Here is a 23,995-nt window from a genome sequence, read left to right as displayed (position 1 = left end):
GGTGTGACGACGGAACCGAGCGGGCGCGCGGCACGCGCGAAAAATGGGCTGCGTCCGGCGGGTGACGGGCAGATACTGGCACCAGCGCGCAACGGACGCCGAGAACCTCAGAGCGAGCAATCGTCTACGTCAGGAGAATAATGCCCGACGCAATAGTTGCCGAGGGGCTGGTCAAGCGTTACGGCCGGTTGGTCGCCCTCGACGGCCTGGACCTGACGGTGCCGGAGGGCACCGTGACCGCCCTACTCGGGCCCAACGGGGCGGGCAAGACCACCACCGTCCGCGTGCTCACCACGCTGCTCATCCCCGACGCGGGCAGCGCCACCGTCGCGGGTATCGACGTGCTGCGCAATCCACAGGCGCTGCGCTCCCGGATCGGCGCCTCCGGGCAGTACTCGGCGGTGGACGAATATCTCACCGGGTTCGAAAATCTGGAGATGGTGGGGCGGCTCTACCACCTGGGCGTCAAGCGCAGCAAGGAACGCGCGCGCGAACTGCTGGAGCGTTTCCGGCTCACCGACGCCGCCGACCGCCCGGTGCGCGGCTACTCCGGCGGTATGCGACGCAGGCTCGACCTGGCAGGCGCGCTGGTGGCCAACCCGCCGGTGTTGTTCCTCGACGAGCCGACCACCGGCCTGGATCCGCGGGCGCGGCTGGACCTGTGGGACGTGATCGAGGAACTGGTCGCCGGCGGCACCACGCTGCTGCTCACCACGCAATACATGGAGGAAGCCGATCGGCTGGCCGACGCCATCGCGGTGATCGACCACGGCAAGGTCATCGCGCGCGGCACCGCGGACGAGCTCAAGACCATGGTCGGCGGCGACCGGATCGAACTCACCGTGGAATCCGCCGCCGTGTTGCCCACGGCCGAGCGCGTGCTGAAACCGCTGGCAGACGGGGACATTCACCTCGAGCCGGGGTTGCGGCGCATCATCGTTCCGGTCAGCAACGGCTCGCAGGCGCTGGTGGACGCCATCGGCCTGCTCGGCGGCGCGGGCGTACAGATCCACGACGTCGGATTGCGCAGACCCTCGCTCGACGACGTGTTCCTCACCCTCACCGGCCACGAGGCCGAAGAACGCCCGTCCGGTCCGGGTGCGAGCGACGCGACGGAAAGGATCTCTCGATGACCTCGGCACCGACGACGTTCGACCCCGCGGCGGAACCGGGCATGACCAGCCGGATCGCCATGGTCGTCACCGACAGCATCACGGTCACCAAGCGCAATGTCATCAAGATCAAGCGTGTACCGGACGTCCTGATCTTCTCGACGCTCTCGCCGATCATGTTCGTGCTGCTGTTCGCCTACGTGTTCGGCACCGCGATCCAGGTGCCCGGCCTCGAGGGCGGCTACCGCGAGTTCTTGATCGCGGGCATCTTCGCCCAGACCGTCGTGTTCGGCGCGTCCTTCACCGGTGCGAGCCTGGCCGAGGACATGCAGAAGGGCATCATCGACCGGTTCCGTTCGCTGCCGATGGCGCCGGTGGCGGTGCTGATCGGCCGGACCGTCAGCGACGTGGTGATCAACATCGTCAGCCTGACGGTCATGTCGGTGACCGGACTGCTGGTCGGCTGGCGCATCCGCGGATCGTTCCTGGACGCGGTGCTGGCCTACCTGCTGCTGTTGCTGTTCGCCTACGCGCTGTCCTGGATCATGGCCGTGGTGGGCCTGCTGGTCCGTTCACCGGAGGTGTTCAACAACGCCAGCTTCATGGTGATGTTCCCGCTGACCTTCCTGGCCAACACCTTCGTCCCGATCGAGGATCTCCCCTCGGTGCTGAAGACGTTCGCCGAGTGGAACCCGGTCTCGGCAGTGGTGGCGGCGACCCGTGAACTGTTCGGCAACACCGGCGGGCTCACACCGCAGTCCGACGCCTGGTCGATGCAGCATCCGGTGGCGACCACGCTGATCTGGGTGGTCGTGATCCTGGTGGTGTTCGTGCCGCTGTCCTTGCGGCAGTACAAGCGGACCGTCAGCCGCTGAGCCCGCGAGGCGGGGACGCGCGCCGGCCCCGCCTCAGTGCGCGTCGGCCCCGGTCTGCGGAGCCGACGTCGCGCCCTCGGGCGAGGCGATGTCGCGGGTGTGGCCGATGCGCGGGGGCTCGGGGGCCGGCTCCGGCGTCATCGGTCGCTTGCTGCGCACGATCCAGGCCGCGCCGCCCGCCGCGCCGAGCAGGGCCGCGGCGATGAGCCGGTTACGGGAGTTCGGGGAGAGGAGCGAGGGCCTCGAGGTCATCGGACCACTCTCGCACAACGCGGCACATGATGCAGAAACCCCTGGTGACTGGTGGTGGAAGGATCGCTCGCCGCGGGCCGGTGTCCGAATCTGATTAGCATGGCCAGGGTGATGAACGCTCGCCCGTACGCGCCCACCTGCGTCCGACACCCCGATCGCGCGACAGGTCTGTCGTGCACGCGCTGTGGACGACCGGCATGCCCGGAGTGCCTGCGGCCCGCGGCCGTCGGACAGCACTGCGTGGATTGCGTGCGGGAAGGACAGTCGCAGGTGCGTCCGGTGCGCACGGTGGCGGGCGCGCCGGTCGCGCAGACCTCGACGCCCTATGTCACCTACGGCCTGATCGCGGTGAACCTGGTGTTCTACGCCATCACCGTGCTGCAGTCGGGCAGCCTGATGGAGAACTACCGCTCCTCGCTGTTCCTGCGGTTGGCGTTGATACCGTCCCTGGTCGCAGACGGGGAGTGGATCCGGTTGCTCGGGGCGGGCTTCCTGCACTGGGGGCCGCTACATCTGGCGCTCAATATGTTCGCGCTCTATGTGATCGGCATTCAGATCGAACCGGTCCTGGGTCGCTGGCGCCTGCTGTCGCTCTATCTCGTCTCGCTGATCGGCGGCGCCGCCGCGGGCATGCTGTTGGAGGCGCCGAACTCGATCGGGGCGGGCGCGTCCGGTGCGGTGTACGGCATGTTCGGCATGATCGCGGTGGTGATGTTCCGGTTGCGGATGAATCCCACGCAGATCCTGGTCATCATCGGCATCAATGTGTTCCTCAGCCTGAGCCTGCCGGGGATTTCGCTCTGGGTGCATCTCGGTGGCCTGGTGGCGGGCACGCTGGCCACGCTCGGTGTGCTGTTCCTGCCGGAGTGGCTGCGGGTGCGTGACGCCGAGACCGCGCGGCAGGTCGGCTGGGCGTCGATCGCCGGGGTGGCCGTGGTGTCGATCGTCGTCATCCTGGTGGCGGCAGCGCTGCTCAGCTGACCCATCGCGGTGATGCCTCGGCGGTGATGACTCAGTGGTGATGCCTCGGCGGTGATGACTCAGTGGTGATGCCTCGGCGGTGATTGCTTCACGTGAAACGTTGCGTGGAGCCGGTCCGGACGGTCAATCGCGCAGGAAGGCGAGGCGGTGCACGACCAGCGCCTCGAATACATTCTCCGGGTTGGTCCCGAGATCCCAACGGCCGAAGATCAGCAATCGCTCGCCGTCACCGTGGCGGACGTCGATCTCCAGCATGGGGGTGCGGCGGCCGAGCCTGCGATAGCTCACGACTCGGGCCCGGATCAACTCGTCGGGGCGATACTCGGTCGGGCCGAGCAGGTTACGCACGATCAGGCGCGGTTCGGCGCCCGGGCGCACTTCCAGGCGGGGGCGTTGCCGTACGCCGAGCACGGTGAGTCCGAGCAGGGCGGCCGCGGCCACGCCGACGATCAGCTTGCTCGGCGCGTCACCGGCGAAGAGAGCGGCGACCGCCAGCACCACGCCGCCGATCCCGACGGCGACCAGTGCCGGGGTGGGGGTGGACCAGGTGAGGCGAGACGGCGATTCCGGGTCGGTCGATTCCGGGTTCACGTGGAGCTGTCCCCCATCCATCCTCGAGTTGTCCACAGGCTCATCCACAGGGTGTGCATGAATGACACAGGTGTAATTAACCGGCCCGGTACGGATGGGCGCAGGTCAGCGCCATCGCATGGTCATGATGAGACCGACCACCATGAGGCCGAAGCCGATCAGGAAGTTCCACGCGTTGAGGTCGCTCATCCAGCTGATCTGCTCGGCGGCCAGGTAGTACACCAGCAGCCAGAGCAGCCCGGCGAGCATGAAGCCGAGCATGATCGCGACGTACCAGACCGGCGATGGACCCGCTTTGACCTTGACCGGAGTACGGCTGGCGGGGTTGATCGAGTAATCGGCCTTCTTGCGGACCTTCGACTTCGGCATGACATCCTCGGTATCGGCGTACGGTGGACCGGAGGGCGGTCGCTGTCAAGGCTATCCCAACAGGTAATCGATGGGGCAGCCCGGCGAACCTGCACTAATGTCGAAGCCATGCGTGTTCTGGTCGTCGACAACTACGACAGCTTCGTGTTCAACCTGGTGCAGTACCTGGGCCAGCTGGGAGCCGAGGCCATCGTCTGGCGCAACGACGATCCCCGGCTGGCGGATGCCGAAGCCGTCACCGCCGATGTCGACGGCATTCTCATCAGCCCCGGCCCCGGCACCCCGGACCGCGCGGGCGCCAGCATCGACCTCGTGCGCGCTTGCGCGAAGACCGGTACGCCACTGCTCGGCGTGTGCTTGGGCCACCAGGCCATCGGCGAGGCGTTCGGCGCCACCGTCACCCGTGCCCCCGAACTGCTGCACGGCAAGACCAGTTCGGTCTTCCACATCGGTGCGGGCGTGCTCGCCGGGCTGCCCGACCCGTTCACCGCCACCCGATACCACTCGCTGACCGTGCTCGAAGAGACTCTGCCCGCCGAGATCGAGGTGCTCGGGCGCACCGAATCGGGCGTGGTGATGGCGATGCGCCATCGAGAACTGCCGATCCACGGCGTTCAGTTCCATCCCGAGTCGGTGCTCACCCAGGGTGGGCACCGGATGCTGGCGAACTGGCTGGGCGTGTGCGGTGAGCGCCCGGCCGAGGGGCTGGTGGAGAAACTGGAGGCGGAGGTCGCGTCGCTGGTGCTGCGGTGAGCGCGCCCGCCAGGCCGTACGTGCTGCTTTCGGCGGCGATGAGCCTGGACGGCTATCTCGACGACGACGGTCCGCACCGCCTGCTGCTCTCCGATGCGGCGGATTTCGACCGTGTCGATCAGATTCGCGCCGAATCCGACGCGATCATGGTCGGCGCCCAGACCCTGCGTTCGGACAACCCGCGCCTGCTCGTCGCCGACGAGTCCCGCAGGCGGGCGCGGATCGCGGCGGGCAAGCCGGAATTCCCGGCGAAGGTCACCGTCACCGCCGGCGGCCGGCTGGATCCGCGGCTGCGGGTATGGCACGACGGCGGGGTGAAACTCGTCTACACCACCGAGGCGGGCGCCGCGGCGATCGGTGATTCGCTGTCCGGGCTGGCCGAGGTGATCGTGCTCGGCCGGCAGGTGGATCTCGGCGCGCTGCTCGACGACCTGGGCGCGCGGGGGATCGAGAGGTTGATGGTGGAGGGCGGGACCAGGATCCACACCGCGTTCCTGGCCGGTGAGCTCGCCGACGAACTGCGCCTGGCCGTCGCTCCCTTGCTCGTGGGCGCGGCGAACGCGCCGCGCTTTGTGGATCCGGCGACATTTCCCCGGCGACGGGCGGTACTGGCCGACCTCACCCGTGTCGGCGATATGGCTGTGCTGCGGTATCTGTTGCGCGGGGAATCCATCGCCGACCGGGACCGGCGTTTCCTGCGCCGCGCGATCGAGCTGGCCGAGGCGTGCCCGCCCAGCCCGACGGCCTTCTCGGTGGGTGCGGTGATCGTCGCCGACGGTGTGGAGATCGCCACCGGGTATTCCCGCGAGACCGACGAGAAGGCGCACGCCGAGGAGTCGGCGCTCGCCAAGCTCGACCCGGCCGATCCGCGCCTGGCCGGGGCCACGATCTACAGCACGCTGGAACCGTGCTCGCAGCGCGCGACCGCGACCCGGCTGCCGTGCACCGACCGCATCCTGGCCGCGGGCATCGGCCGGGTGGTCATCGCCTGGCGTGAGCCCGCGACCTTCGTCCGCGATTGCGTGGGTGTGGAGAAACTGCGGGACAACGACGTCGAGGTGGTCGAGATCCCCGAGCTGGCCGAGGCGGCGATGTCGATGAACCGCCACCTCGACCTGGGCTGACCGGCTCTCGGGACGCGGTGATCGGGGCGGTTACGGCCTGCCGTAGACGGCGGTGACGAATTCGCCGAGCTGGTTGTCGTCGAGATGCCTGGCCAGATCGGCCTCGCTGATCATGCCGACCAGCCGCTTGTTGTCGATCACGGGCATCCGCTTGACCCGATGATTCTCCATCGCGTCGAGCACGTCCTCGACATCGGCGTCGGCCGACACCCAGCGCGGGGTCGCCTGACAGAGCTCGGCGGCGCGCGTGTCGGCGGGCGAGCCGCCGCGGGCCACGCACTTCAGCACGATGTCGCGGTCGGTGACGATGCCGCACATCCGTTCGTTCTCGTCGGCGACGACGAGCGAGCCGACGTCGAGCTCGGCCATCAGCTGGGCCGCGTGTTCGACGGTGTCCTGCTTGGAGATCCACTGTGCGCCGGGCTTCATGATGTCCCTGGCTGTGGTCATGGGTTCTTCTCCTCTTCCCTGCGGGATATTTGGTCCGGACGATCGGTCGTCCGACGAAGACCTGCCCATTCTCACGCCGCGGCCACCCGATCGCGCCCGTCATTCGGGTAACGATCGGGTGGCCGGGCCGAGCGAGGAGAGAGCCGGGGGATCAGGGTGGGCCGAGGACACCGGTGGTGATGGTGATGGTGCCGGTCTTCGACACCGATGAACCGGCCTGCGGCTGCTGGCTGACGATGCGGCCGACGCTGCCGGTGTCGAAAGTGCCGACGGTGGACTGGCTGATCTGCGCGGAGGTACCGGTCCAGCCCGCCTGGCGCAAGCGGTCCACCGCCTGGGAGGGGGTCAGCCCGACCAGGCTCGGCATGGTGATGTTGTCACCGGTGGAGACCTGCACGGTCACCGTCGAGCCACGATCGGCGCTGGTGCCGCCCGCCGGGTTGGTGCCGATCACCTCGCCCTTCGGGCGCGCCGAATCGACCTCCTCGATGGTGATCTTGAAGCCCGCGCTGTCGACGAGGTTCGGTTCTGCCACGCTGATGTCCTGGCCGACCACACTGGGCACCCGGACCTTCTCCGGCCCCTTGCCGACCCACACCACGATCGCCTGATCGATGTCGACACGCGAGCCGGCCGCGGGCTCGGTGCCGATCACCGAGTCGATGTCCTGGACGCTGGACTCCTTGCGTACCACGTTCGGGTCCATCCGCAGGCCGACGGCGTTGAGTTCCTGCTGGGCCTGCTCCACTGTCAATCCGTCGAGGCGGGGCACCTGCACCTGCGCGGGTCCGGAGGACACCTGCACGGTCACGGTGCTGCCCTCGTCGATGCGAGAACCGCCCAGCGGCTGAGTCGCGATGACATTGCCCGCGGCGACCTTGCTGTCGGGTTTCTGCTGGATCGCCACCGAGAAACCGAGCCGTTGCAGGGTGTCCTGCGCCTGCTGGGACGTCTTGTTCGACAGGTCGGGCACGGCCACCTGATCGGGCTTGCTGCCCGGACCGAGGAACACCCAGAACAGGGCGAACGCCACGGCCAGCACCGCCGCGGCGCCGAAGGCCAGGTAGGCGGTCCGCCGTCCGCGGCCGGGGTCGGCGGCCTCCTGCTCGGCGGTGGCAGGGTCGGCGTTCTCCTCGCGCGGATGCGTGCGGTAGCCGCGCGGCGCGGGCTCCTCGTCATCGAGGAAGGTGGTGCGGTCCTCGTCGGTCATCACCATCGGCGCGCTGGGCTTCTGCCCGCCCAGCACCCGGATCAGATCCGCGCGCATCTCCGCGGCGGTCTGATACCGGTTGGCCGGGTTCTTGCTCATCGCCTTGAGCACGATCGAGTCCAGTTCACGCGGCACCCCGTGGTGGACGTGCGAGGGCAGCCGCGGATCCTCCTTGACGTGCTGATAGGCCACGGCGACGGGGGAGTCGCCGCTGAACGGCGGTTCTCCGGTGAGGATCTCGAAGAGCACGCAGCCGACCGAGTACACATCCGAGCGGGCGTCCACGGTCTCACCGCGCGCCTGCTCGGGGGACAGGTACTGGGCGGTGCCGATGACGGCCGCGGTCTGGGTCATCGGGTTGGCGGCGTCGGCGATCGCGCGCGCGATGCCGAAGTCCATCACCTTCACCGCGCCGGACCGGTTGATCATGATGTTGGCCGGCTTCATGTCGCGATGCACGATGCCGTGTTTGTGGCTGAAGTCCAGCGCGGCGCAGACGTCGGCGACGACCTCCATGGCTCGTCTCGGCGCGAGCGGGCCCTTGCCACGCACGATGTCGCGCAGGGTGTCGCCTTCGACGTACTCCATGACGATGTAGGGCAGCGGGCCGCCGTCGATCTCGGCTTCGCCGGTGTCGTAGACGGCGACGATGGCCGGGTGGTTCAGCGCCGCGGCGTTCTGCGCCTCACGCTTGAAACGCAGGTAGAACGTGGGGTCGCGGGCCAGGTCGGCGCGCAGCACCTTGATCGCGACATCGCGGCTCAGCCGCAGATCCCTGGCCCTGTGTACTTCCGACATCCCGCCGAATCCGATGATCTCGCCCAGTTCATAGCGCGACGAGAGATTCTTCGGGGTCGTCATTGTTGTCCTTGCTCAGGTGTGGTGGGCGCGCTGGGAGTGGCCGTCGGACCTCCGGCACCGGAATCGGAATCCTCCGGGAATGGTAGGTCGAAAGTCGGGAACAAGGTGCGAGTAGTGGTCGTGCGCCGGGTCCGGGTCGGCTCCTGAGTGGTGGTCGGCGTTTCGGTCGTCGGCGCCACCGTGGTCGTGGTGGGCGGGACGGTCGTGGTGGTCGGCTCCGGCGTGGTCGTCGTCGGCTCCGGCTCGCTGGTCTGCGGCGGAGCGGGCGGCACGTACTGGGTGGTGGTCGGGTCGGCGGTGGTCGTTGTCGGTTGCGTCGGCGCCACCGTGGTCGTGGTGACCGGCGGGGTCTTCGGATCCGGGTTGGTGTCGCCGCCGAAGAGCAGCCACAGCACCGCGCCCGCCAGCACGAGCGCGGCCGCGCTGAGGCCGGCCATTACCTTCTGGGTGGTCGTCCACGGCTTGTCGCCGCCCTGCGGGTCCGGACCGTAATGACCGGGCGCGGCGTTCGGCCCCGTCCCGCTGTATCCGCCGCCGTTGTGATTGCTCATCATGGTCGCGGGTGCGTCGGCCTGACCCATGCCCGCGCCGACGGCGGCCGCGGCCGGTCGGCTGTAGCGCACTGTCGGACCGTCGTCGTGCGTCACGGGAATGGCGACCGTCGGCCCGGGCGGCAACAGTTGGGTGGCATCCTCGATCGGCCCCGACCCCGCGACGCCCTTGGGCGGCGGCGGACGATGTCCGGCGCGCACCGCGGCCACGGCGTCGGCGAATTCGCCGCCGCTGGCGTAGCGCCGCTGCGGGTCCTTGCCGATGGTGATCTCGATGAGTTCGCGCACGTTCGGCGGTACGTCCGACGGCAGTGGCGGCGGGGTCTCGCGCACGTGCTTCATCGCCACCGTGATGGCGCCGTCGCCGGTGAACGGGCGCTTGCCCGCCAGCGCCTCGTAGCCGACCACGCCGAGGGAATACACATCGCTGGCCGAGGTCGCGTCCTCGCCGACGGCCTGTTCGGGCGCGATGTACTGCGCGGTGCCCATCACCATGCCGGTTTTGGTGACCGGGCTGGCGTCGACCGCCTTGGCGATGCCGAAGTCGGTGATCTTCACCTGGCCGGTCGGCGTCACCAGGATGTTGCCCGGCTTGACGTCTCGGTGCACGACACCGGCGGCGTGCGCGGCTTCGAGCGCCCGGCCGGTCTGCTCGAGCATGTCCAGGCCCTGGTTGACCGAGAGCTTGCCCAGCCGGTTGAGCACCGCGTTGAGCGGTTCGCCCTGCACCAGCTCCATCACCAGGTACGAGGTCTCACCCGCGCTCGGGTCGTAGGTCTCGCCGTAGTCGTAGATTCCGGCGATGCCGGAATGGTTCAGCTGGGCCGTGGTCTGGGCCTCGGTCCGGAACCGCTGCCGGAAGGTCGGGTCGGCGGAGAATTCGGCCTTGAGGACCTTGACCGCCACCCGGCGGTTCAACCTCGTGTCCAGCGCTTCCCAGACCTGGCCCATGCCACCGGTGGCGATCAGGCGTTGCAGTCGGTAGCGGTCGGCGATCAGCGCACCGTTGTTCAGCATCGGGGCCCCCGAACCTCTCCTCGCACGTTCAATTCCTAGCCCCCTTGCAGACCGGCGTCGAGCACGGCCCTGGCGATGGGCGCCGCCACCGAGCCGCCGGTCGCCGCGAGCGCGCGGTCGCCGCCGTCCTCCACGATGACCGCGATGGCGATCTTCGGGTTCTGCGCCGGCGCGAAAGCGATGTACCAGGCGTGCGGCGGGGTGTTCCGCGGATCGGAACCGTGCTCGGCGGTGCCGGTCTTGGACGCGATCGTGTAGCCGGACCGCCCGCCGCCCGTGGTGTTCTTCTCCGACTCGATCATCATGGCGGTCACCTGGGAGGCCACGCCCGCGCTGACCGCCTGCCCGACCGAGACCGGCTTGGTCTCCGACAGCTCGCTCAGATCCGGGCCCTGTGTGGAGTCCACCAGGTACGGCTGCATGCGGACCCCGCCGTTGGCGATGGTGGCCGCGATGACCGCGTTGTCGAGCGGGGTGAGTGCCACGTCGCGCTGCCCGATGCTGCTCTGCCCGAGCGCGGCGTCGTCGGGGATGGGGCCCAGCGTGCTCTCGTACCAGTCCAGCGGGGTGCCGGGGTGCTCGCCGACGCCGAACGCCGCCGCGGTGTCCTCGAGCGCGGACGCGCCGACATCGATGCCCAGCTCCACGAAGGCGGTGTTGCACGACAGCCGGAACGCGTTGGTCAGCGTCGTGGTCGGGTCGCCGCCGCACGGATTGCCGTTGTAGTTCTCCAGCGAGGTGGTCGTGCCGGGCAGGGTGATCGACGGCGCGGCGGTGAGCTGGGTGTCCGGGGTGGCGACGCCGTTGGCCAGCGCGGCCGCGGTGACCACGACCTTGAACGTCGAGCCGGGCGGATAGGTCTGCGACACCGCGCGATTGAGCATCGGCTTGTCCGGATCGGACTGGAGCTCCTCGAGCGCCGCGGTGGTCTGCGCCGCGTCGTGGCCGGCCACCATGTTCGGGTCGTAGCTGGGGGTGGAGACCATGGTCAGGATCTTGCCGGTGCTCGGCTCGACGGCCACCACCGAGCCGGTGTAGCCCTTCGCCGTGAGCTGCTCGTAGGCGACCTGCTGCATCACCGGGTCGAGGGTGGTCAGCACATTGCCGCCGCGCGGATCCCGGCCGGAGACCAGGTCGATGAGTCTGCGGCCGAACAGCTGGCTGTCGGAGCCGTTGAGCAGCGGATCCTCGGTGCGTTCCAGCCCGCCGCTGCCGTTCTGCATCGTGTAGTACCCGGTGACCGGCGCGTAGGCCTGCGGATCGGTCGGGTAGACGCGCAGGTACTTGTACCGGTCGCCGGTCTCGATCGAGGAGGCCAGCACCGTGCCGCCCGCGGCGATCTGCCCACGCTGGCGGGAGTACTCGTCGAGCAGCACCCGGGAGTTGCGGGGGTCGTTGCGGTAGTCGTCGGCCTTGATGACCTGCACGTAGGTGGCGTTCATCAGCAACGCGACGACCATCACCATCACCGCGACCGCTACCCGTCGTAGTGGTGTGTTCATTCTGGGTGCCTCTGGTCCGGACGGCGGAGCATCTCGGTCTGCGCCTCGGCGATCGGCGCCGCCGGCTCACGCTTACGTACCGGAGCCGGGGCGCGGGCCGCGTCGGACACTTTGATCAGCAGCGCGAGCAGCGCGTAGTTCGACAGCAGCGAGGAGCCGCCGTAGGACATGAACGGTGTGGTCAGGCCGGTCAGCGGGATCAGCTTGGTGACACCGCCGACGACCACGAAGATCTGGATGGCCAGGGTGAAGGCCAGGCCCGCGGCGAGCAGCTTGCCGAAGCTGTCGCGCACCGCGAGCGCGGTGCGCAGTCCGCGCACGATCAGCACCAGGAACAGGATCAGCACGGCGGTCAGGCCGATCAGCCCCATCTCCTCGCCGATGGTGGTGACGATGAAGTCGGTCTTGGAGAAGGGCACCTGGTTCGGGCGTCCGCTGCCGAGTCCGGTGCCTGCCAGCCCGCCGGTGGCCAGTCCGAACAGCGACTGGGAGATCTGGTAGCCGGTGTTGCTGTAGTCGGCGAACGGGTCCAGCCAGGTGTCGATGCGGACCTTCACATGCCCGAAGATCTGGTAGGCGAAGACGAAACCGGCCAGCAGCAGGCTGAATCCGATGATCAGCCAGCCCACCCGCTCGGTGGCGATGTACAGCATCACCAGCACGGTGCTGAAGATCAGCAGCGAGGTGCCCAGGTCCTTCTCCAGTACCAGCACGCCGATGCAGATCACCCAGACCGCCAGGATCGGGCCGAGGTCGCGGGCGCGGGGGAAGTCCATGCCCAGCCAGTGCTTGCCCGCCACGGTGAACAGGTCGCGCTTGGAGACCAGCACCGAGGCGAAGAAGATGATCAGCAGCAGTTTGGCGAACTCGCCGGGCTGCACGCTGAAGCCGGGCAGCCTGATCCAGATCTTGGCGCCGTTGATCTCGGACATACTCGCGGGCAGCAGCGCCGGGATCATCAGGGCGACAAGGCCGATCAGGCCCAGGGTGTAGCTGTAGCGGGCCAGCGTGCGGTAGTCGCGCAACACCATGAGCACCGCGACGAACACCACCATGCCCAGTGCCGTCCACAGGATCTGCTGGTTGGCGTCGGGGGAGGGGATCGGCACCGAGTTGAACACCGCGTCCTGCGCCGCGCCCAGGTCGAGACGATGGATCAGCACCAGCCCGAGACCGTTGAGCACGGCCACGATCGGCAGCAACAGCGGATCGGCGAACGGCGCGAACCGGCGCACCGCCAGGTGCGCGACCGCGTACAAGGCCAGGAAAGCCGCGCCGTACTTGGCGATATCCCAGGTGATCGACTGCTCCTGGCTGGCTTCGACGAGGAACAGCGCGGCGGTCACCAGGACAGCCGCGAATCCGAGCAGCAGCAATTCGACATTGCGCCGGGTCGATGGTGGCGGCGCCGGCGCGAAACCACCCGGTGGACTCGGAAAGGCCCCGGCGGACGGCGGTGCCGGTGCGGACATCAGTCCGTCACCCGGCAGTTCTCCCCCGCGGTCTGGGGGCTCGGCGCCGGAGTCGCCGCGGCCGTCGGAACGCCGGTCTCGGGCGCCGGCTGCGGTGCGGGCTCGGGTGCGGGCGGTGCGGGCTCACCGGTCGGAGCGGGCGCCGGCTCACCGGTCGGAGCGGGCGCCGGCTCACCGGGCGCGGGCGCCGGTGCGCCGGGCACCGGTTGGCCACCGGGTGCGGGCTCGCCGGTGGGCGCGTTCGGCTGTGGCTGACCGGGTGCCGGAGTTCCGGGTGCGGGAGTTGCGGGTGCGGGCGTGGCAGGTGCGGGCGTGGCAGGCGCGGGCGTGGCGGGTTCGGTGCGGCACGGCGGCAGCAGTTCCTGCTCGGCGAGCACCCTGATCTGCTCCTGCGCCTTGTCCAGCGCACCGGGCGGCAGGCCGGCCTCGACCTTGTCCCGGCCGGTCTGGGCGAGGTCGTCGACGCGCAGCTTGTGGCATCCGGCGGGCAGCGGTTCGCCGGGGGCCAGCGTCGTCAGTTCGCCCTCGGCGTTCACGCAGCCCACGGTATGGACCTCGTGGATCGAATATCCGAGGATCGAGCCGGGCAGCCCGCGCAGGATCACCACCTGGCCGTCGTCCGCACCGACGTAGTAGTTGTTGCGGATCATCTTGTAGCCCACCAGAAGACCGGCGACGACCGCCACGATCAGGCCGACCGCGAGCAGCGCCCAGCGCAGCTTGTGCGACTTGGCGGGCGGCGGCGGTTCGGCCGGGGTGGCGGCGCGGCGTGGCGGAGTGGCGCGCGGCGGGCGCATGGCCGCGGCCCGGCCCGCGGCGGTGTTCGGCGGCGGGGTGTCCTCGTCCTGGCCGGAGGCGGCGCCCGCGACGATCGGATGGCTCTGGCCGTAGTCCAGGTCGATCACATCGGCGACCACGACGGTGACGTTGTCGGGTCCGCCGCTGCGCAGCGCGAGTTCGATGAGCCGGTCGGCGCACTCGTCGGTGGTGCCCTCGCGCATGGTGTTGGCGATGGTCTCGTCGCTCACCACATCCGACAGCCCGTCCGAGCACAGCAGGTAGCGGTCACCGGCGCGGGCTTCGCGCATGATCAGCGTGGGCTCGATCTCGTTGCCGGTGAGCGCGCGCATGATCAGCGACCGCTGCGGATGGGTGTGCGCCTGCTCGGCGGTGATCCGGCCCTCGTCGACCAGCGACTGGACGAAGGTGTCGTCCCTGGTGATCTGGTTCAGTTCGTCGCCGCGCAGCAGATACGCGCGGGAGTCGCCGATGTGGGCGAGGCCGAGCTTCTTGCCCGCGAACAGGATGGCGGTGAGCGTGGTGCCCATGCCGTCGAGTTCGGGTTCCTCCTCGACCTGATCGGCGATGGCGGCATTGCCCTCGCGCACCGCGCGATCGAGCTTGCCGAGCAGATCGTCGCCGGGTTCGTCGTCATCGAGGTGGGCGAGCGCGGCGATCATCAGCTGTGAGGCGACTTCGCCCGCCGCGTGTCCGCCCATGCCGTCGGCGAGAGCGAGCAGTCGCGCCCCGGCGTAGACGGAATCCTCGTTGTTGCCTCGGACGAGACCGCGGTCGCTGCGCGCTGCGTAGCGGAGAACAAGTGTCACGGTCGGAGCTCGATCACTGTCTTACCGACCCGGACCGGAGTACCGAGCGGAACACGGACGGCGGTGGTGACTTTCGCGCGATCCAGATAGGTGCCGTTGGTCGAGCCGAGATCCTCGACGTACCAGTCGTCACCCCGCGGCGAGAGTCGTGCGTGCCTGGTGGAGGCGTAGTCATCGGTGAGTACCAGCGTCGAGTCGTCCGCACGCCCGATCAGCACCGGCTGGGTGCTCAGGGAGATGCGGGTGCCGGCGAGTGAACCTTGAGTCACCACAAGATATTTGGCGCCCTTCTGGCCTCGACGCAAGGATGGCAGCACCGCGGAACCGCGCGCGGCCCTGGGCTGGATCCGAATGCCGGATGCCGCGTAGATGTCGCTGCGCAGAGTCCGCAGCACCGCCCAGACGAACAGCCACAGCAGCAGCAGGAACCCCGCGCGGGTCAGTTGCAGGATCAATCCCTGCACGGCGTTCCACCTCCTGCTTCGACCATGGGTATTCCGGTGCCATCGGTGCGGATCGGCCGACCCCCACACAACTGCCTGCCGCGAGACTCCGTGCGGAGCCGCGCGTAGGCAGCATCATAGGGCTGTCGGCCGATTCTCGATGATCGCGAGCTTACGGGATCACACGATCCGGATCAGGATCTCCGAATGTCCGGCCCGGATCACGTCGCCGTCGGCGAGTTGCCAGTCCTGCACCGGTGAGCCGTTGACCAACGTGCCGTTGGTCGAGCCGAGGTCGGAGAGCATGGCCGTCTGGCCGTCCCAGCGGACCTCGATGTGGCGGCGCGAGACGCCGGTGTCGGGCAGCCGGAAATGCGCGTCCTGACCACGGCCGATGATGTTCGAGCCCTCGCGCAGCTGGTAGGTACGGCCGCTGCCGTCGTCGAGCTGGAGGGTGGCCGAGTAGCCGGAGCCGGCGGCCGGAGCGCCGCCGTAGGCGGGAGCGGCGTAACCGGCCTGCTGGCCGTAGCCCGGCTGTTGCGGGTAGCCGCCGCCCGCGGCCGGAGCGGGAGCCGGGGCCGCCTGGCCGTATCCGGCAGCCGGTTCGTCGGCGCCGTAGCCGGGCTCGGCGTAACCGGGATCACGGTAGCCGGGTTCGGCGTAGCCCGGCTGGCCGTAGCCGGGCGCGCCCTGGCCGTAGCCGGGTTCGGCGTAGCCCTGGTCGCCGTAGCCGCCCTGCTGGGCGCCGTAGCCCGCGCCCTGTCCGTAGCCGCCCTGGTCGGCGTAGCCCTGCTGGCCCGCGCCCGGCTGTCCGTAGCCGGGATCGGCGTAGGCCTGCTGGCCGCCGCCCTGTCCGTAACCGCCCTGGTCGGCGCCGCCCTGGGCATAGCCCTGATCGCCGCCGTAGCCGGGCTGCTCGTAGCCCTGATCGCCGTAGCCGGGCCGACCGTAACCGCCGCCCTGCGGGGCGTACCCGGGCGCGCCGCCCTGCTGGTAGTCGGCGCCCTGCTGGTAGTCGGCACCCTGCTGGTAGTCGTAGCCGTTCTGGTAGTCGCCGTACCCCTGACCGGACTCCGGTGCGCGGTAATCGCCGCCCCCGCCGCCGTACGGCGCGCCACCGCGGCCGTACTCGTCGGGGTATGCGCCGTTCGGGCCGGCGGCGGGACGGCCCGCGGGCGGCGGAGCGTACCCGCGATTACGTGGATCGGACTCCGCGGGCTCACGGCTCGGGTCGTAGCCAGAGTTCTGCGTCATGGGGCCAGCTCCTGGGTGCGGGTGTGCAGGTCGTTGTGGCGTGGGTTCTGGGCTCGGGGCCGGGGAGCCCCGGCGACCGACGTCCGGATCGACGCGGCCGCTCGCCCTGAACTGTCCGGTGTGCAGCGTAGGTGATGCCTCGAACGCTACGTGTACTTCGCCGTAGGTCTGCCACCCTTGATCACGGATGTAGTCCTGGAGATGTTTGGCGAACGCGCGGGTCGTGAGGTCGTGATCGGCGTCCAGTTGCTGGTGGTCTGCGGAGTTGATGGTGATCACATAGCTGTTGGGAGCCAACAGGTGACCGCCACCCACGTCCTGCACATTGTCGGCGGCTTCGCGCTGCAGCGCAGCCTCGACTTCCTGGGGCACGACGCTGCCCCCGAAGACCCGGGCGAACACGTCACCGACGGCGCCCTGCAGACGACGCTCGAACCGTGAAACGATGCCCATGCCGGCCTCCCTTCGGTGAGCGTCTTCCTTTGGTCATTCCCAGCTTGATAACAACGACACACGCGGCGGGCGTGTCGTCGAACGGCCACGTCCCCTGCATGATATCCGCGAACCGGCACCGCTGATTCGCTACATCGGTAACTCACGGGAACACCACAGGGTTCCCGGGTCGTTCTCCGGGCTGTACACAGGACCGTACAACCAACCCTGAGCTGCCGATTTCATGTCTCCCAGATCGGCGTGTTACTGTCTTCGAGTCGCTCGGGCGAGTGGCGGAATGGCAGACGCGCTGGCTTCAGGTGCCAGTGTCCGAAAGGACGTGGGGGTTCAAGTCCCCCTTCGCCCACAGAGAGCAGTTCGGTGAACTGTGACAGATGAGGCCGGGAACTCGCATCGAGTTCCCGGCCTCATCTGTGTTCCGCCCGGCTGATCCGACCCGGCTGTACCGACCCGGGCTCGATCGAGCACCGGCTCAGGAATCCGGACATATCGAATCTAGACTCGCCGATCGTGCGCATCGCGACCTTCAATATCAACGGGATTCGTGCGGCGCAGCGCCGCGGGTTCGAGGAGTGGCTGCGTGCTCGAGCGCCCGATGTGGTCGCGTTGCAGGAAGTCCGTGCGCCCGCGGCGGCGATTCCGGCCGGAGTGTTCGGTGATCACCACCTCACCTATGAGCAGGGAACCGTGCCGGGACGCAACGGCGTCGCGATCCTGACCCGCCACCCGCCGCGGGCGGTGCGTTCGTGGAGCGGCACGGTGCTGCTTCGGCAGCCGGGCGGCGATCACCTCGACACGGTGGATCTCGACACGGTGGACCTCGACCCTGTCCCCTTGGCGCGGGGGTTGCGGGAATTCGCCGATCAGGGCCGCTATGTCGAGGTCGAGCTCGCGGACGCGCCGATCACCGTGGCGTCGCTGTATCTGCCGAAGGGCGGGTTACCCGCTCATCTGCAGAAGCCGGGCCGGATGCGGGAGGCGCCGGACGGTGGCGCCCGCTATCACCGCAAGATGCGGTTCCTCGAGGCGTACGCGCGTCAGCTCACCAGGGCCAGGCGCGCCGCTCGTGCGCAGGGCCGAGAACTGTTGCTGATGGGCGACCTCAATATCGCGCACACCCGGCACGACGTGCGGAACTGGCGCCGTAGTAATCAGGTCGAGGGCTACCTCCCCGAGGAACGGGCGTGGTTCGACTCGATCCTTTCGCCGCGCACCCTCGTCGACGTGGTGCGTCACCATCATCCGGGTATCGACGGACCGTATTCGTGGTGGTCCTGGCTCGGGCGGTCGTTCACCGACGATGTCGGCTGGCGCATCGACTACCACCTCGCGACGCCGGCACTCGCGCGCGCCTCGGTCTGCGCGGGAACCGATCGGGATCCGGCGGCGGACCGGCGGATCAGCGATCACGCGCCGGTGGTCGTCGACTACGACCTCGCGGCCCTGGAGAGCGGGTCCGCGAGGCGCCGCACTGTTGATCTGGACGATAACCTGTTCTAGTTTCTCTCCATGCGTAGATACGACGGTCGTCGCGTCCTGGTCACCGGTGCGGGCTCGGGCATCGGACAGGGCATCGCCCTGCGGCTGCTGGCGGAGGGGGCGCAGCTGGTCGCCGCCGACATCGACTCCGCCGGGCTCGACCTCACCGCCGAGAAGGCCGGCGAGGACGCCGACCGGCTGCGGTCGGTGCAGATCGACATCACCGCCCCGGACTCGGTCGCGGCCGCCCTCGCAAGCGCGCGCGAATTCCTCGGCGGGCTCGATGTGCTGGTCAACGCCGCGGGCATCCTGAAACCGGCGCGCACCCACGAGATGCCGCTGGAGGCATGGAACCAGGTCATCACCGTCAACCTCACCGGCACCTTCCTGGTGACGCAGGCCGCGCTGCCCGCGCTGGTGGAATCCGGGCACGGAGTGGTGGTGAACCTGTCCTCCACCTCGGCCTTCAGTGCCGCGCCCTACCTCGCGGCCTACGCGGCGTCCAAGGGCGGCGTGAACGCTTTCACCCACGCCATCGCGCTGGAGTACGCCAAGGACGGTCTGCGCGCGGTGAACATCGTGCCCGCGGGCATCACCAGCGGGATCACCACGAAATCGATCATGGATCAGCCCGACGGAGCCGATTTCAGTCTCTACGCCCGCCAGATCGGCTGGCTCGACGGCGGCAAGCTCGGCTCGCCGGAGGATATCGCGGGCGTGGTCGCGATGGTCGCCTCCGACGACGGTCGCTACATGACCGGCACCGAGATCCGCGTCGACGGCGGCGCGCTCATGTGAGTTCGCCGACAGTGTGACGGGTGATTCCGCGAGTGCGGGGTCACCCGTTTCGCGTTCGTCCGACCGGCGTCGCCGCGGCCAGCAGTGTCGCGGCGTTCGGTCCGGTCGCCAGGCCGAAGCGCACCAGGTCCAGGGTGCGGGCGATGGCGGCCGCGCGTTCGTCGGAGTTCAGATGGCCGACCGCGCGGTCGACGATGAGCGAGGCCATCCCGTGCACCGCGGCCCAGGCGGCGTATTCGGCGTCGGGCCGGTGTGCCGGATCGGTGAAGCCGATCTCGACCAGTTCGTCGAGCACCGTCGAGAGCAACTGGAAGGCGGGCGCGTTCCATTCGCCGGGGCCGGTCGGTTCGGGCTTGCTGCAGAAGGCGGTGCGGAACAGGCCGGGCTCGCGCTGGGCGAAGGTGATGTATCCGTGCCCGATCGCCGAGAGCCGGGCCACCGCGTCGGCACCGGGGGGCAGCCCGGCGAGCACCTCGCCCATGGCCGCGAACAAGGTCTGCTGCGCCTGCTCCTGCGCGGCGTCGAGCAGCTCCTCGTGATTGGTGAAGTGCCGGTACGCGGCGGTCGGGGTGACGCCGACACGCCGAGCCGCCGCGCGCACCGTGACCGCTTCCGGACCGCCGGTCTCCGCCAGCTCCGCAGCGGCCGTGACCAGGGCGTTCCGTAGATCTCCATGGTGGTAGCGACGTGCTTTCGCGGAAGTGGTCACTCTTTCGATGTTGACACCTGTGCACATGCGGTGGCAAGTTAACACCTGCAAAGTTGTCACCCGTAAACATGTGTGATCGAAAGGGTCGAGATGTTCGACAACCTGGGCAGATTCATCGTCCGGCGGGCCCGCTGGATCCTCGTCGCCAGCGTTCTCGCGCTGGTCGCGGGCGCGGCGCTCGGTGTCACCGCCTTCTCGAAGATGGATTCGGGCGGCCAAGAGGACCCGGGCGCGGAAGCCAGTCTCGCGGCCGACGCGCTCACCGAGCACTACGGCGCGGGCACCGACTACGTGTTCCTGGTCCGTGCGGGCAACGGCGATGTGGACAGCTCCGCGGTGGCCGAGTTCGGCCGGAACCTCACCCGGGAACTCCGGGCCGACGCCCGGCTCACCGACATCGTGTCCTACTGGGAGACCGGTGCTCCCGCGATGAAATCCACCGACGGGGCCGCCGCGGTGATCCTGGCGGGCAACCCGGATGCGGAAGCTTCCGAGCACGCCGGGCAGATCATCGCCGACTATCGCGCCGACGGGCCGGTAGCCCGAGTCCAGGTAGGCGGCTTCGATCCGACCTTCCACGCCATCAGTGCACAGATCGGCAAGGATCTCGGCCTGGCCGAGGGGATCGCGGTGCCGATCATCCTGGCGTTGCTCGTGCTGGCCTTCGGCAATGTGATCGCGGCCCTGCTCGTCCTGCTCACCGGCGGCATCGCGATCCTGGGCACATTCGCCGAACTGTCGGTGCTCGGCTCGCTCACCGATGTCTCGATCTACGCGGTCAACCTGACCACGGCATTGGGCTTGGGGTTGGCCGTGGACTACGGGCTGCTGATGGTCAGCCGCTTCCGGGAACGCCGGGCCGACGGAGCGGATACCGGGGAGGCGGTGGTCCTCGCGGTGTCGACCTCGGGGCGCACCATCGCGTTCAGCGCCGCGACCGTGGTGGCGGCGCTGTCGTCGTTGGTGATCTTCCCGCAGTACTTTCTGCGCTCCTTCGCCTACGCGGGCATCGGGGTGGTGGCGATCTCGGCGGCCGCCGCGGTGTTCACCCTGCCCGCACTGCTGACCGTGCTCGGCGACCGTTCCGACGCGCTGCGCGTCCCCGGCGTGCGTGGCCTGCGCGGTGACGCGGCGCCGTTCTGGGCAGGTGTGGCGCGCACAGCGATGCGCAGGCCGCTGCTGACCGGCGTGCCGGTCGTGCTGGTCCTGCTGCTGGCCGCCGCGCCGCTGCTCGGGGTGCGCTTCGGTACGCCCGACGATCGGGTGCTGCCCACCGCCACCGAGGTCAGGCAGGTCGGGGACGCGATGCGCTCGGAGTTCGGCGGCGGCGAGTCGGGTGCGCTGACGGTCGTGATCGCGTCCCCGGTCGCCGGGCCGCCATTGGCCGACTACGCCGCCGCGCTCTCGCGGGTGGACCGGGTGGGCCAGGTCGATTCCGCCGCAGGCACATTCGCAGGCGGCGCGCTGGTCGCGACCTCCCCGGCGGACCTGCGCTTCGCGCGCGCCGACGCCCAACGTCTTGACGTGCGCACCGATCTGGACCGCGACTCCGCCGAGGCACGTGACCTGGTCGACCGGGTGCGCGCCGTGCCGGCGCCCGCCGGGACCACCGCCTTGGTCGGCGGTGAGGCCGCCGAACTGCGAGACAGTCTGGCCTCCATCGGTTCCCGGTTGCCCGCCGCGCTCGCCTGGATCGTGCTGACCACCTTCGTGCTGCTGTTCCTGTTCACCGGCAGCGTGATCCAACCGCTGCGGGCGCTGGCGTCCAACGCGCTGAGCCTGGCGGCCACGCTGGGACTGATGGTGCTGGTCTTCCAGGAAGGCTTCCTGTCGGGTCCGCTCGGGTTCACCCCGGCGCCGCTGGACGTGTCGATGCTGTTGCTGCTGTTCTGCATCACCTTCGGCCTGTCGATGGATTACGAGGTGTTCGTGGTCAGCCGGATCAAGGAGTTGCACGACGGCGGAGCGAGCACCGAGACGGCCGTGGTCGAGGGCGTCGCGCGCACCGGCAGGCTGGTCACCACCGCGGCGGCGCTGATCTCCATCAGCTTCCTCGCCTTCGTCACCAGCGACGTGCGGTTCATCCAGTTCTTCGGATTGGGGGCGGGCCTGGCGATTCTGATCGACGCCACCCTGGTGCGCGGTGTGTTGGTTCCGGTCACCATGCGCCTGCTCGGGCGCGCGGCCTGGTACGCGCCCCGGCCGTTGCGTCTGGTGCACGCGAGGTTCGGCTTGGCCGAAGCGTGATCGTCGCTGCGGTATGACGACCTGTCGCCGTGCCCGGCCGGTTCGGAGAACACCGGCCGGGCACGGCCGTGCGGTCGCGAAAACCCCAGGTAATCACCTGCATGTAGCGAAGATCACAGTTTGGATATCCAGTTGCGCACATGCTGCTGAGGCGGTGCGTTCGTATCCACGGAGGGGGCCGCTGGTTACCTTCCGGGCATACCGTCGGAAGTGATGCCCGAACCGTCCGAACAGTATGCGAGTACTGGATATTGCGGCCTAAACAAACTGCAAGTCTTTTTTCGAACTCGAAACTTCCAGCAATCCCGCGATTGTCCGCAAAAGTCCTGGCAGGCAGTCCATCTGGTGGGCATACCGAATTCTTGGTGGGTGTACCGCTATTTCTTCAAGACTCCATTGAGAGGTCTATGGCGAGGCGCCTGCCGGTGCAGGTGCATGAGCATTCAACCCTGTTTCCGGGACCGCGAACGCGCCGCCGTGGCGGGCGCTGCGGATTAGCTGAATGTGGGCCGGCGGGGCGTTGGCGAGGGTTAACTGGACCGTGATCAAACCGGTTGACAATGCCCGGAAGGGGTTGCGTGGGGGTAACGATTGTGTAGAGTCAACGGCAACGCTGGCCGCAGCTGAGCTGGACTCGCTGCGGCCAGCGGAACTCAAATGGGGGATGTCGCAAGGTAATTCGCAGGACGCGATTGCTGTTTATTATCCCGCCTCATCGCGAGCCCGGTGTGCTCACTGTTGTCTGCTCGTTCATCTCGCCGACACCCGAACCCGGGACAGCCGCACCCGACAGGCCCCACCGCGCGGCGTTCGCGCCCGTGATGCCGGCGTCCGCTTCGATCGCCGCCCGCGTAAAGCCCGGCACGACGGCCCGCGCATCGATCGGATCACTCCCGCTCGCGCCGGACGAAGTCCCCGCCGCGCGGCGGCCCAGCACGAAGACGTAGGCGAGGAACAACGCCTCGGCGAGGAAGCCGATCGCCACCCGCACCGGCGCGGGCAGGCCGCTCGGGGTCACGAAGCCCTCCAGCAGGCCGGAGACGAACAGCACGAGTACCAGGCCCATCGCGATCGCCGCGGTCGCCCGGCCCTGCCGCGCCACCGCTTCCAGCCGGCCGAGCCTGCCCGGATCGATCAGCGTCCAGCCCAGCTGCAATCCGGCGCCGCCTGCCACGAACACCGCGGTCAGCTCCAGCGTGCCGTGCGGGAGGATGAATCCGAAGAAGGCGTCCAGCCTGCCCGCGTCGGCCATCAGGCCCGCGCTGACGCCGACGTTCAGCGCGTTCATGAACAGCAGGTACACCGCGGGCAGGATCAGCACGCCGGTGAACAGGGCGATCGCGGCGACCCACGAGTTGTTGGTCCACACCTGGGCGGCGAAGGCGTCGTTCGGATGCTCGGTGTAGTAGGTCTCGAAGGCGCCGCCCGGCGCGGTCAGCGCCTCGTGGTCGTCCGGGAGGCCGAAGAACTCCTTGGCCCGGCCGGAGCCCTCGATCCAAGTGCCCAGCCCAGCGGCGACCGTGAGGAACGTCGCCGCCACCCCCACCCACCACGGCCAGGCGCGATACACCGCTGCCGGGAAGGTGTGGGTGAAGAACCTGCCGATCTGGACCCAGGTGTCGGACCTGGTGCCTGCCACGCGGACTCGTGCCCTGGTCAGGATCGCGCTCAAGCCCGCGACCAGCTGCGGGTCCGGGCTGTGTGTCTGCAGACGCGCCAGCTGCTGGGAGGTCCGCCGGTAGAGCACGACCAGTTCATCGGCCTCGGCCCCGGTGAGTTTGCGCTTGCGCGCGAGCTGGTCGAGTCGAAACCAGGCCCGCCGGTGTGCGTAACTGTATGCGTCTACGTCCATGTCGGTTGCCTTCCACTACCGCCGGTCGAGAGA

The 23,995-nt window shown here is 69.0% G+C and carries 21 protein-coding genes and 1 tRNA gene; 9 read left to right on the top strand and 13 right to left on the bottom strand.

Annotated elements, in window-relative coordinates; genetic code table 11:
• Positions 1-140: 140 nt before the first annotated feature.
• Both NS3_RS11750 and NS3_RS11745 read left to right on the top strand, forming a co-directional pair.
• Positions 141-1,133 carry an ATP-binding cassette domain-containing protein gene (locus NS3_RS11750; protein WP_067858087.1) on the top strand — a complete coding sequence of 331 codons (993 nt, stop codon included), beginning with the start codon at positions 141-143 and terminating at the stop codon, positions 1,131-1,133.
• Positions 1,134-1,174: 41 nt separating this feature from the next.
• Complete coding sequence (locus NS3_RS11745; protein WP_169811635.1) at positions 1,175-1,987, top strand: ABC transporter permease; 813 nt, start codon at positions 1,175-1,177, stop codon at positions 1,985-1,987.
• Positions 1,988-2,020: 33 nt separating this feature from the next.
• Here the strand turns inward: NS3_RS11745 and NS3_RS11740 are convergent, their stop codons facing one another.
• On the bottom strand, positions 2,021-2,239 hold the full coding sequence (locus NS3_RS11740) for a hypothetical protein (RefSeq protein WP_067858084.1): 219 nt from the start codon (positions 2,237-2,239) through the stop codon (positions 2,021-2,023).
• A 111-nt stretch (positions 2,240-2,350) separates the two neighbouring features.
• Here NS3_RS11740 and NS3_RS11735 point away from each other — a divergent pair, with 111 nt between their 5' ends.
• Positions 2,351-3,220: a rhomboid family intramembrane serine protease gene (locus NS3_RS11735; RefSeq protein ID WP_084495411.1), complete on the top strand. Its 870-nt coding sequence runs from the start codon at positions 2,351-2,353 to the stop codon at positions 3,218-3,220.
• Positions 3,221-3,343: 123 nt separating this feature from the next.
• On the opposite strand, the gene NS3_RS11730 is transcribed toward NS3_RS11735, so the two are convergent.
• Together NS3_RS11730 and crgA are read right to left on the bottom strand one after the other, a co-directional pair.
• Positions 3,344-3,811: a PH domain-containing protein gene (locus NS3_RS11730; RefSeq protein ID WP_245649572.1), complete on the bottom strand. Its 468-nt coding sequence runs from the start codon at positions 3,809-3,811 to the stop codon at positions 3,344-3,346.
• 105 nt (positions 3,812-3,916) lie between these two features.
• Positions 3,917-4,180 (bottom strand): cell division protein CrgA, encoded by a 264-nt coding sequence (gene crgA / locus NS3_RS11725; protein WP_067858075.1) that lies wholly within the window; start codon positions 4,178-4,180, stop codon positions 3,917-3,919.
• A gap of 108 nt (positions 4,181-4,288) precedes the next feature.
• Here crgA and NS3_RS11720 point away from each other — a divergent pair, with 108 nt between their 5' ends.
• Positions 4,289-4,933 carry an aminodeoxychorismate/anthranilate synthase component II gene (locus tag NS3_RS11720; RefSeq protein WP_067858072.1) on the top strand — a complete coding sequence of 215 codons (645 nt, stop codon included), beginning with the start codon at positions 4,289-4,291 and terminating at the stop codon, positions 4,931-4,933.
• Positions 4,930-6,057 carry a dihydrofolate reductase family protein gene (locus NS3_RS11715; RefSeq protein WP_245649571.1) on the top strand — a complete coding sequence of 376 codons (1,128 nt, stop codon included), beginning with the start codon at positions 4,930-4,932 and terminating at the stop codon, positions 6,055-6,057. Before NS3_RS11720 ends, NS3_RS11715 begins: the two co-directional genes overlap by 4 nt.
• A gap of 30 nt (positions 6,058-6,087) precedes the next feature.
• On the opposite strand, the gene NS3_RS11710 is transcribed toward NS3_RS11715, so the two are convergent.
• From NS3_RS11710 to NS3_RS11675, 8 genes are all read right to left on the bottom strand, one after another.
• Positions 6,088-6,507, bottom strand: coding sequence for a CBS domain-containing protein (locus tag NS3_RS11710; RefSeq protein WP_067858069.1), 420 nt, complete (start codon positions 6,505-6,507; stop codon positions 6,088-6,090).
• A gap of 151 nt (positions 6,508-6,658) precedes the next feature.
• Entirely contained in the window at positions 6,659-8,578 is a 1,920-nt protein-coding gene (gene pknB, locus NS3_RS11705; RefSeq protein WP_067858066.1) for a Stk1 family PASTA domain-containing Ser/Thr kinase, read from the bottom strand.
• A complete protein-coding gene (locus NS3_RS11700; protein ID WP_067858063.1) occupies positions 8,575-10,146 on the bottom strand; it encodes a serine/threonine-protein kinase in 1,572 nt (523 codons plus the stop codon). Before NS3_RS11700 ends, pknB begins: the two co-directional genes overlap by 4 nt.
• Positions 10,147-10,181: 35 nt before the next feature.
• Positions 10,182-11,648 (bottom strand): peptidoglycan D,D-transpeptidase FtsI family protein, encoded by a 1,467-nt coding sequence (locus tag NS3_RS11695; RefSeq protein ID WP_067858060.1) that lies wholly within the window; start codon positions 11,646-11,648, stop codon positions 10,182-10,184.
• Positions 11,645-13,120, bottom strand: a complete 1,476-nt coding sequence (locus NS3_RS11690; RefSeq protein ID WP_067858057.1) for an FtsW/RodA/SpoVE family cell cycle protein — start codon at positions 13,118-13,120, stop codon at positions 11,645-11,647. The genes NS3_RS11695 and NS3_RS11690 overlap by 4 nt, the downstream gene beginning before the upstream one ends.
• Positions 13,120-14,727 (bottom strand): PP2C family protein-serine/threonine phosphatase, encoded by a 1,608-nt coding sequence (locus NS3_RS11685; protein WP_067858054.1) that lies wholly within the window; start codon positions 14,725-14,727, stop codon positions 13,120-13,122. Before NS3_RS11685 ends, NS3_RS11690 begins: the two co-directional genes overlap by 1 nt.
• On the bottom strand, positions 14,724-15,191 hold the full coding sequence (locus NS3_RS11680; protein ID WP_067858051.1) for an FHA domain-containing protein FhaB/FipA: 468 nt from the start codon (positions 15,189-15,191) through the stop codon (positions 14,724-14,726). The genes NS3_RS11685 and NS3_RS11680 overlap by 4 nt, the downstream gene beginning before the upstream one ends.
• A 159-nt stretch (positions 15,192-15,350) precedes the next feature.
• Positions 15,351-16,877: an FHA domain-containing protein gene (locus tag NS3_RS11675; protein ID WP_067858049.1), complete on the bottom strand. Its 1,527-nt coding sequence runs from the start codon at positions 16,875-16,877 to the stop codon at positions 15,351-15,353.
• A 263-nt stretch (positions 16,878-17,140) separates the two neighbouring features.
• Between NS3_RS11675 and NS3_RS11670 the strand changes: the two genes are divergently transcribed.
• The 3 genes from NS3_RS11670 (at position 17,141) to NS3_RS11660 (ending at position 19,154) form a co-directional block, all read left to right on the top strand.
• Positions 17,141-17,223: transfer RNA gene (locus NS3_RS11670), tRNA-Leu, on the top strand.
• A 164-nt stretch (positions 17,224-17,387) separates the two neighbouring features.
• A complete protein-coding gene (locus tag NS3_RS11665; RefSeq protein ID WP_067858046.1) occupies positions 17,388-18,377 on the top strand; it encodes an exodeoxyribonuclease III in 990 nt (329 codons plus the stop codon).
• A gap of 9 nt (positions 18,378-18,386) precedes the next feature.
• Positions 18,387-19,154, top strand: coding sequence for an SDR family NAD(P)-dependent oxidoreductase (locus NS3_RS11660; protein WP_067858043.1), 768 nt, complete (start codon positions 18,387-18,389; stop codon positions 19,152-19,154).
• Positions 19,155-19,194: 40 nt separating this feature from the next.
• On the opposite strand, the gene NS3_RS11655 is transcribed toward NS3_RS11660, so the two are convergent.
• Positions 19,195-19,863 (bottom strand): TetR/AcrR family transcriptional regulator, encoded by a 669-nt coding sequence (locus NS3_RS11655; RefSeq protein ID WP_067858039.1) that lies wholly within the window; start codon positions 19,861-19,863, stop codon positions 19,195-19,197.
• A gap of 90 nt (positions 19,864-19,953) precedes the next feature.
• Between NS3_RS11655 and NS3_RS11650 the strand changes: the two genes are divergently transcribed.
• Positions 19,954-22,110, top strand: coding sequence for an MMPL family transporter (locus NS3_RS11650; RefSeq protein ID WP_067858036.1), 2,157 nt, complete (start codon positions 19,954-19,956; stop codon positions 22,108-22,110).
• 712 nt (positions 22,111-22,822) lie between these two features.
• Here the strand turns inward: NS3_RS11650 and NS3_RS11645 are convergent.
• Positions 22,823-23,962: a stage II sporulation protein M gene (locus NS3_RS11645; RefSeq protein ID WP_084495379.1), complete on the bottom strand. Its 1,140-nt coding sequence runs from the start codon at positions 23,960-23,962 to the stop codon at positions 22,823-22,825.
• Positions 23,963-23,995 lie beyond the last annotated feature (33 nt).

Origin of the sequence: Nocardia shimofusensis NBRC 100134, from assembly GCF_001613125.1 — a bacterium.
GTDB classification, from domain to species: domain Bacteria; phylum Actinomycetota; class Actinomycetes; order Mycobacteriales; family Mycobacteriaceae; genus Nocardia; species Nocardia shimofusensis.
The sequence above is the reverse complement of the archived record's forward strand: the minus strand, read 5'-3'. Positions and strand labels throughout refer to the sequence as shown.

Coding starts and splice junctions, on each gene's coding strand:
- NS3_RS11745 (WP_169811635.1), top strand. CDS start 1,175: ATGACCAGCCGGATCGCCATGGTCGTCACCGACAGCATCACGGTCACC.
- NS3_RS11735 (WP_084495411.1), top strand. CDS start 2,351: ATGAACGCTCGCCCGTACGCGCCCACCTGCGTCCGACACCCCGATCGC.
- NS3_RS11695 (WP_067858060.1), bottom strand. CDS start 11,648: ATGAACACACCACTACGACGGGTAGCGGTCGCGGTGATGGTGATGGTC.
- NS3_RS11750 (WP_067858087.1), top strand. CDS start 141: ATGCCCGACGCAATAGTTGCCGAGGGGCTGGTCAAGCGTTACGGCCGG.
- NS3_RS11710 (WP_067858069.1), bottom strand. CDS start 6,507: ATGACCACAGCCAGGGACATCATGAAGCCCGGCGCACAGTGGATCTCC.
- NS3_RS11650 (WP_067858036.1), top strand. CDS start 19,954: ATGTTCGACAACCTGGGCAGATTCATCGTCCGGCGGGCCCGCTGGATC.
- NS3_RS11675 (WP_067858049.1), bottom strand. CDS start 16,877: ATGGGCATCGTTTCACGGTTCGAGCGTCGTCTGCAGGGCGCCGTCGGT.
- NS3_RS11720 (WP_067858072.1), top strand. CDS start 4,289: ATGCGTGTTCTGGTCGTCGACAACTACGACAGCTTCGTGTTCAACCTG.
- NS3_RS11740 (WP_067858084.1), bottom strand. CDS start 2,239: ATGACCTCGAGGCCCTCGCTCCTCTCCCCGAACTCCCGTAACCGGCTC.
- pknB (WP_067858066.1), bottom strand. CDS start 8,578: ATGACGACCCCGAAGAATCTCTCGTCGCGCTATGAACTGGGCGAGATC.
- NS3_RS11700 (WP_067858063.1), bottom strand. CDS start 10,146: ATGCTGAACAACGGTGCGCTGATCGCCGACCGCTACCGACTGCAACGC.
- crgA (WP_067858075.1), bottom strand. CDS start 4,180: ATGCCGAAGTCGAAGGTCCGCAAGAAGGCCGATTACTCGATCAACCCC.
- NS3_RS11645 (WP_084495379.1), bottom strand. CDS start 23,962: ATGGACGTAGACGCATACAGTTACGCACACCGGCGGGCCTGGTTTCGA.
- NS3_RS11660 (WP_067858043.1), top strand. CDS start 18,387: ATGCGTAGATACGACGGTCGTCGCGTCCTGGTCACCGGTGCGGGCTCG.
- NS3_RS11690 (WP_067858057.1), bottom strand. CDS start 13,120: ATGTCCGCACCGGCACCGCCGTCCGCCGGGGCCTTTCCGAGTCCACCG.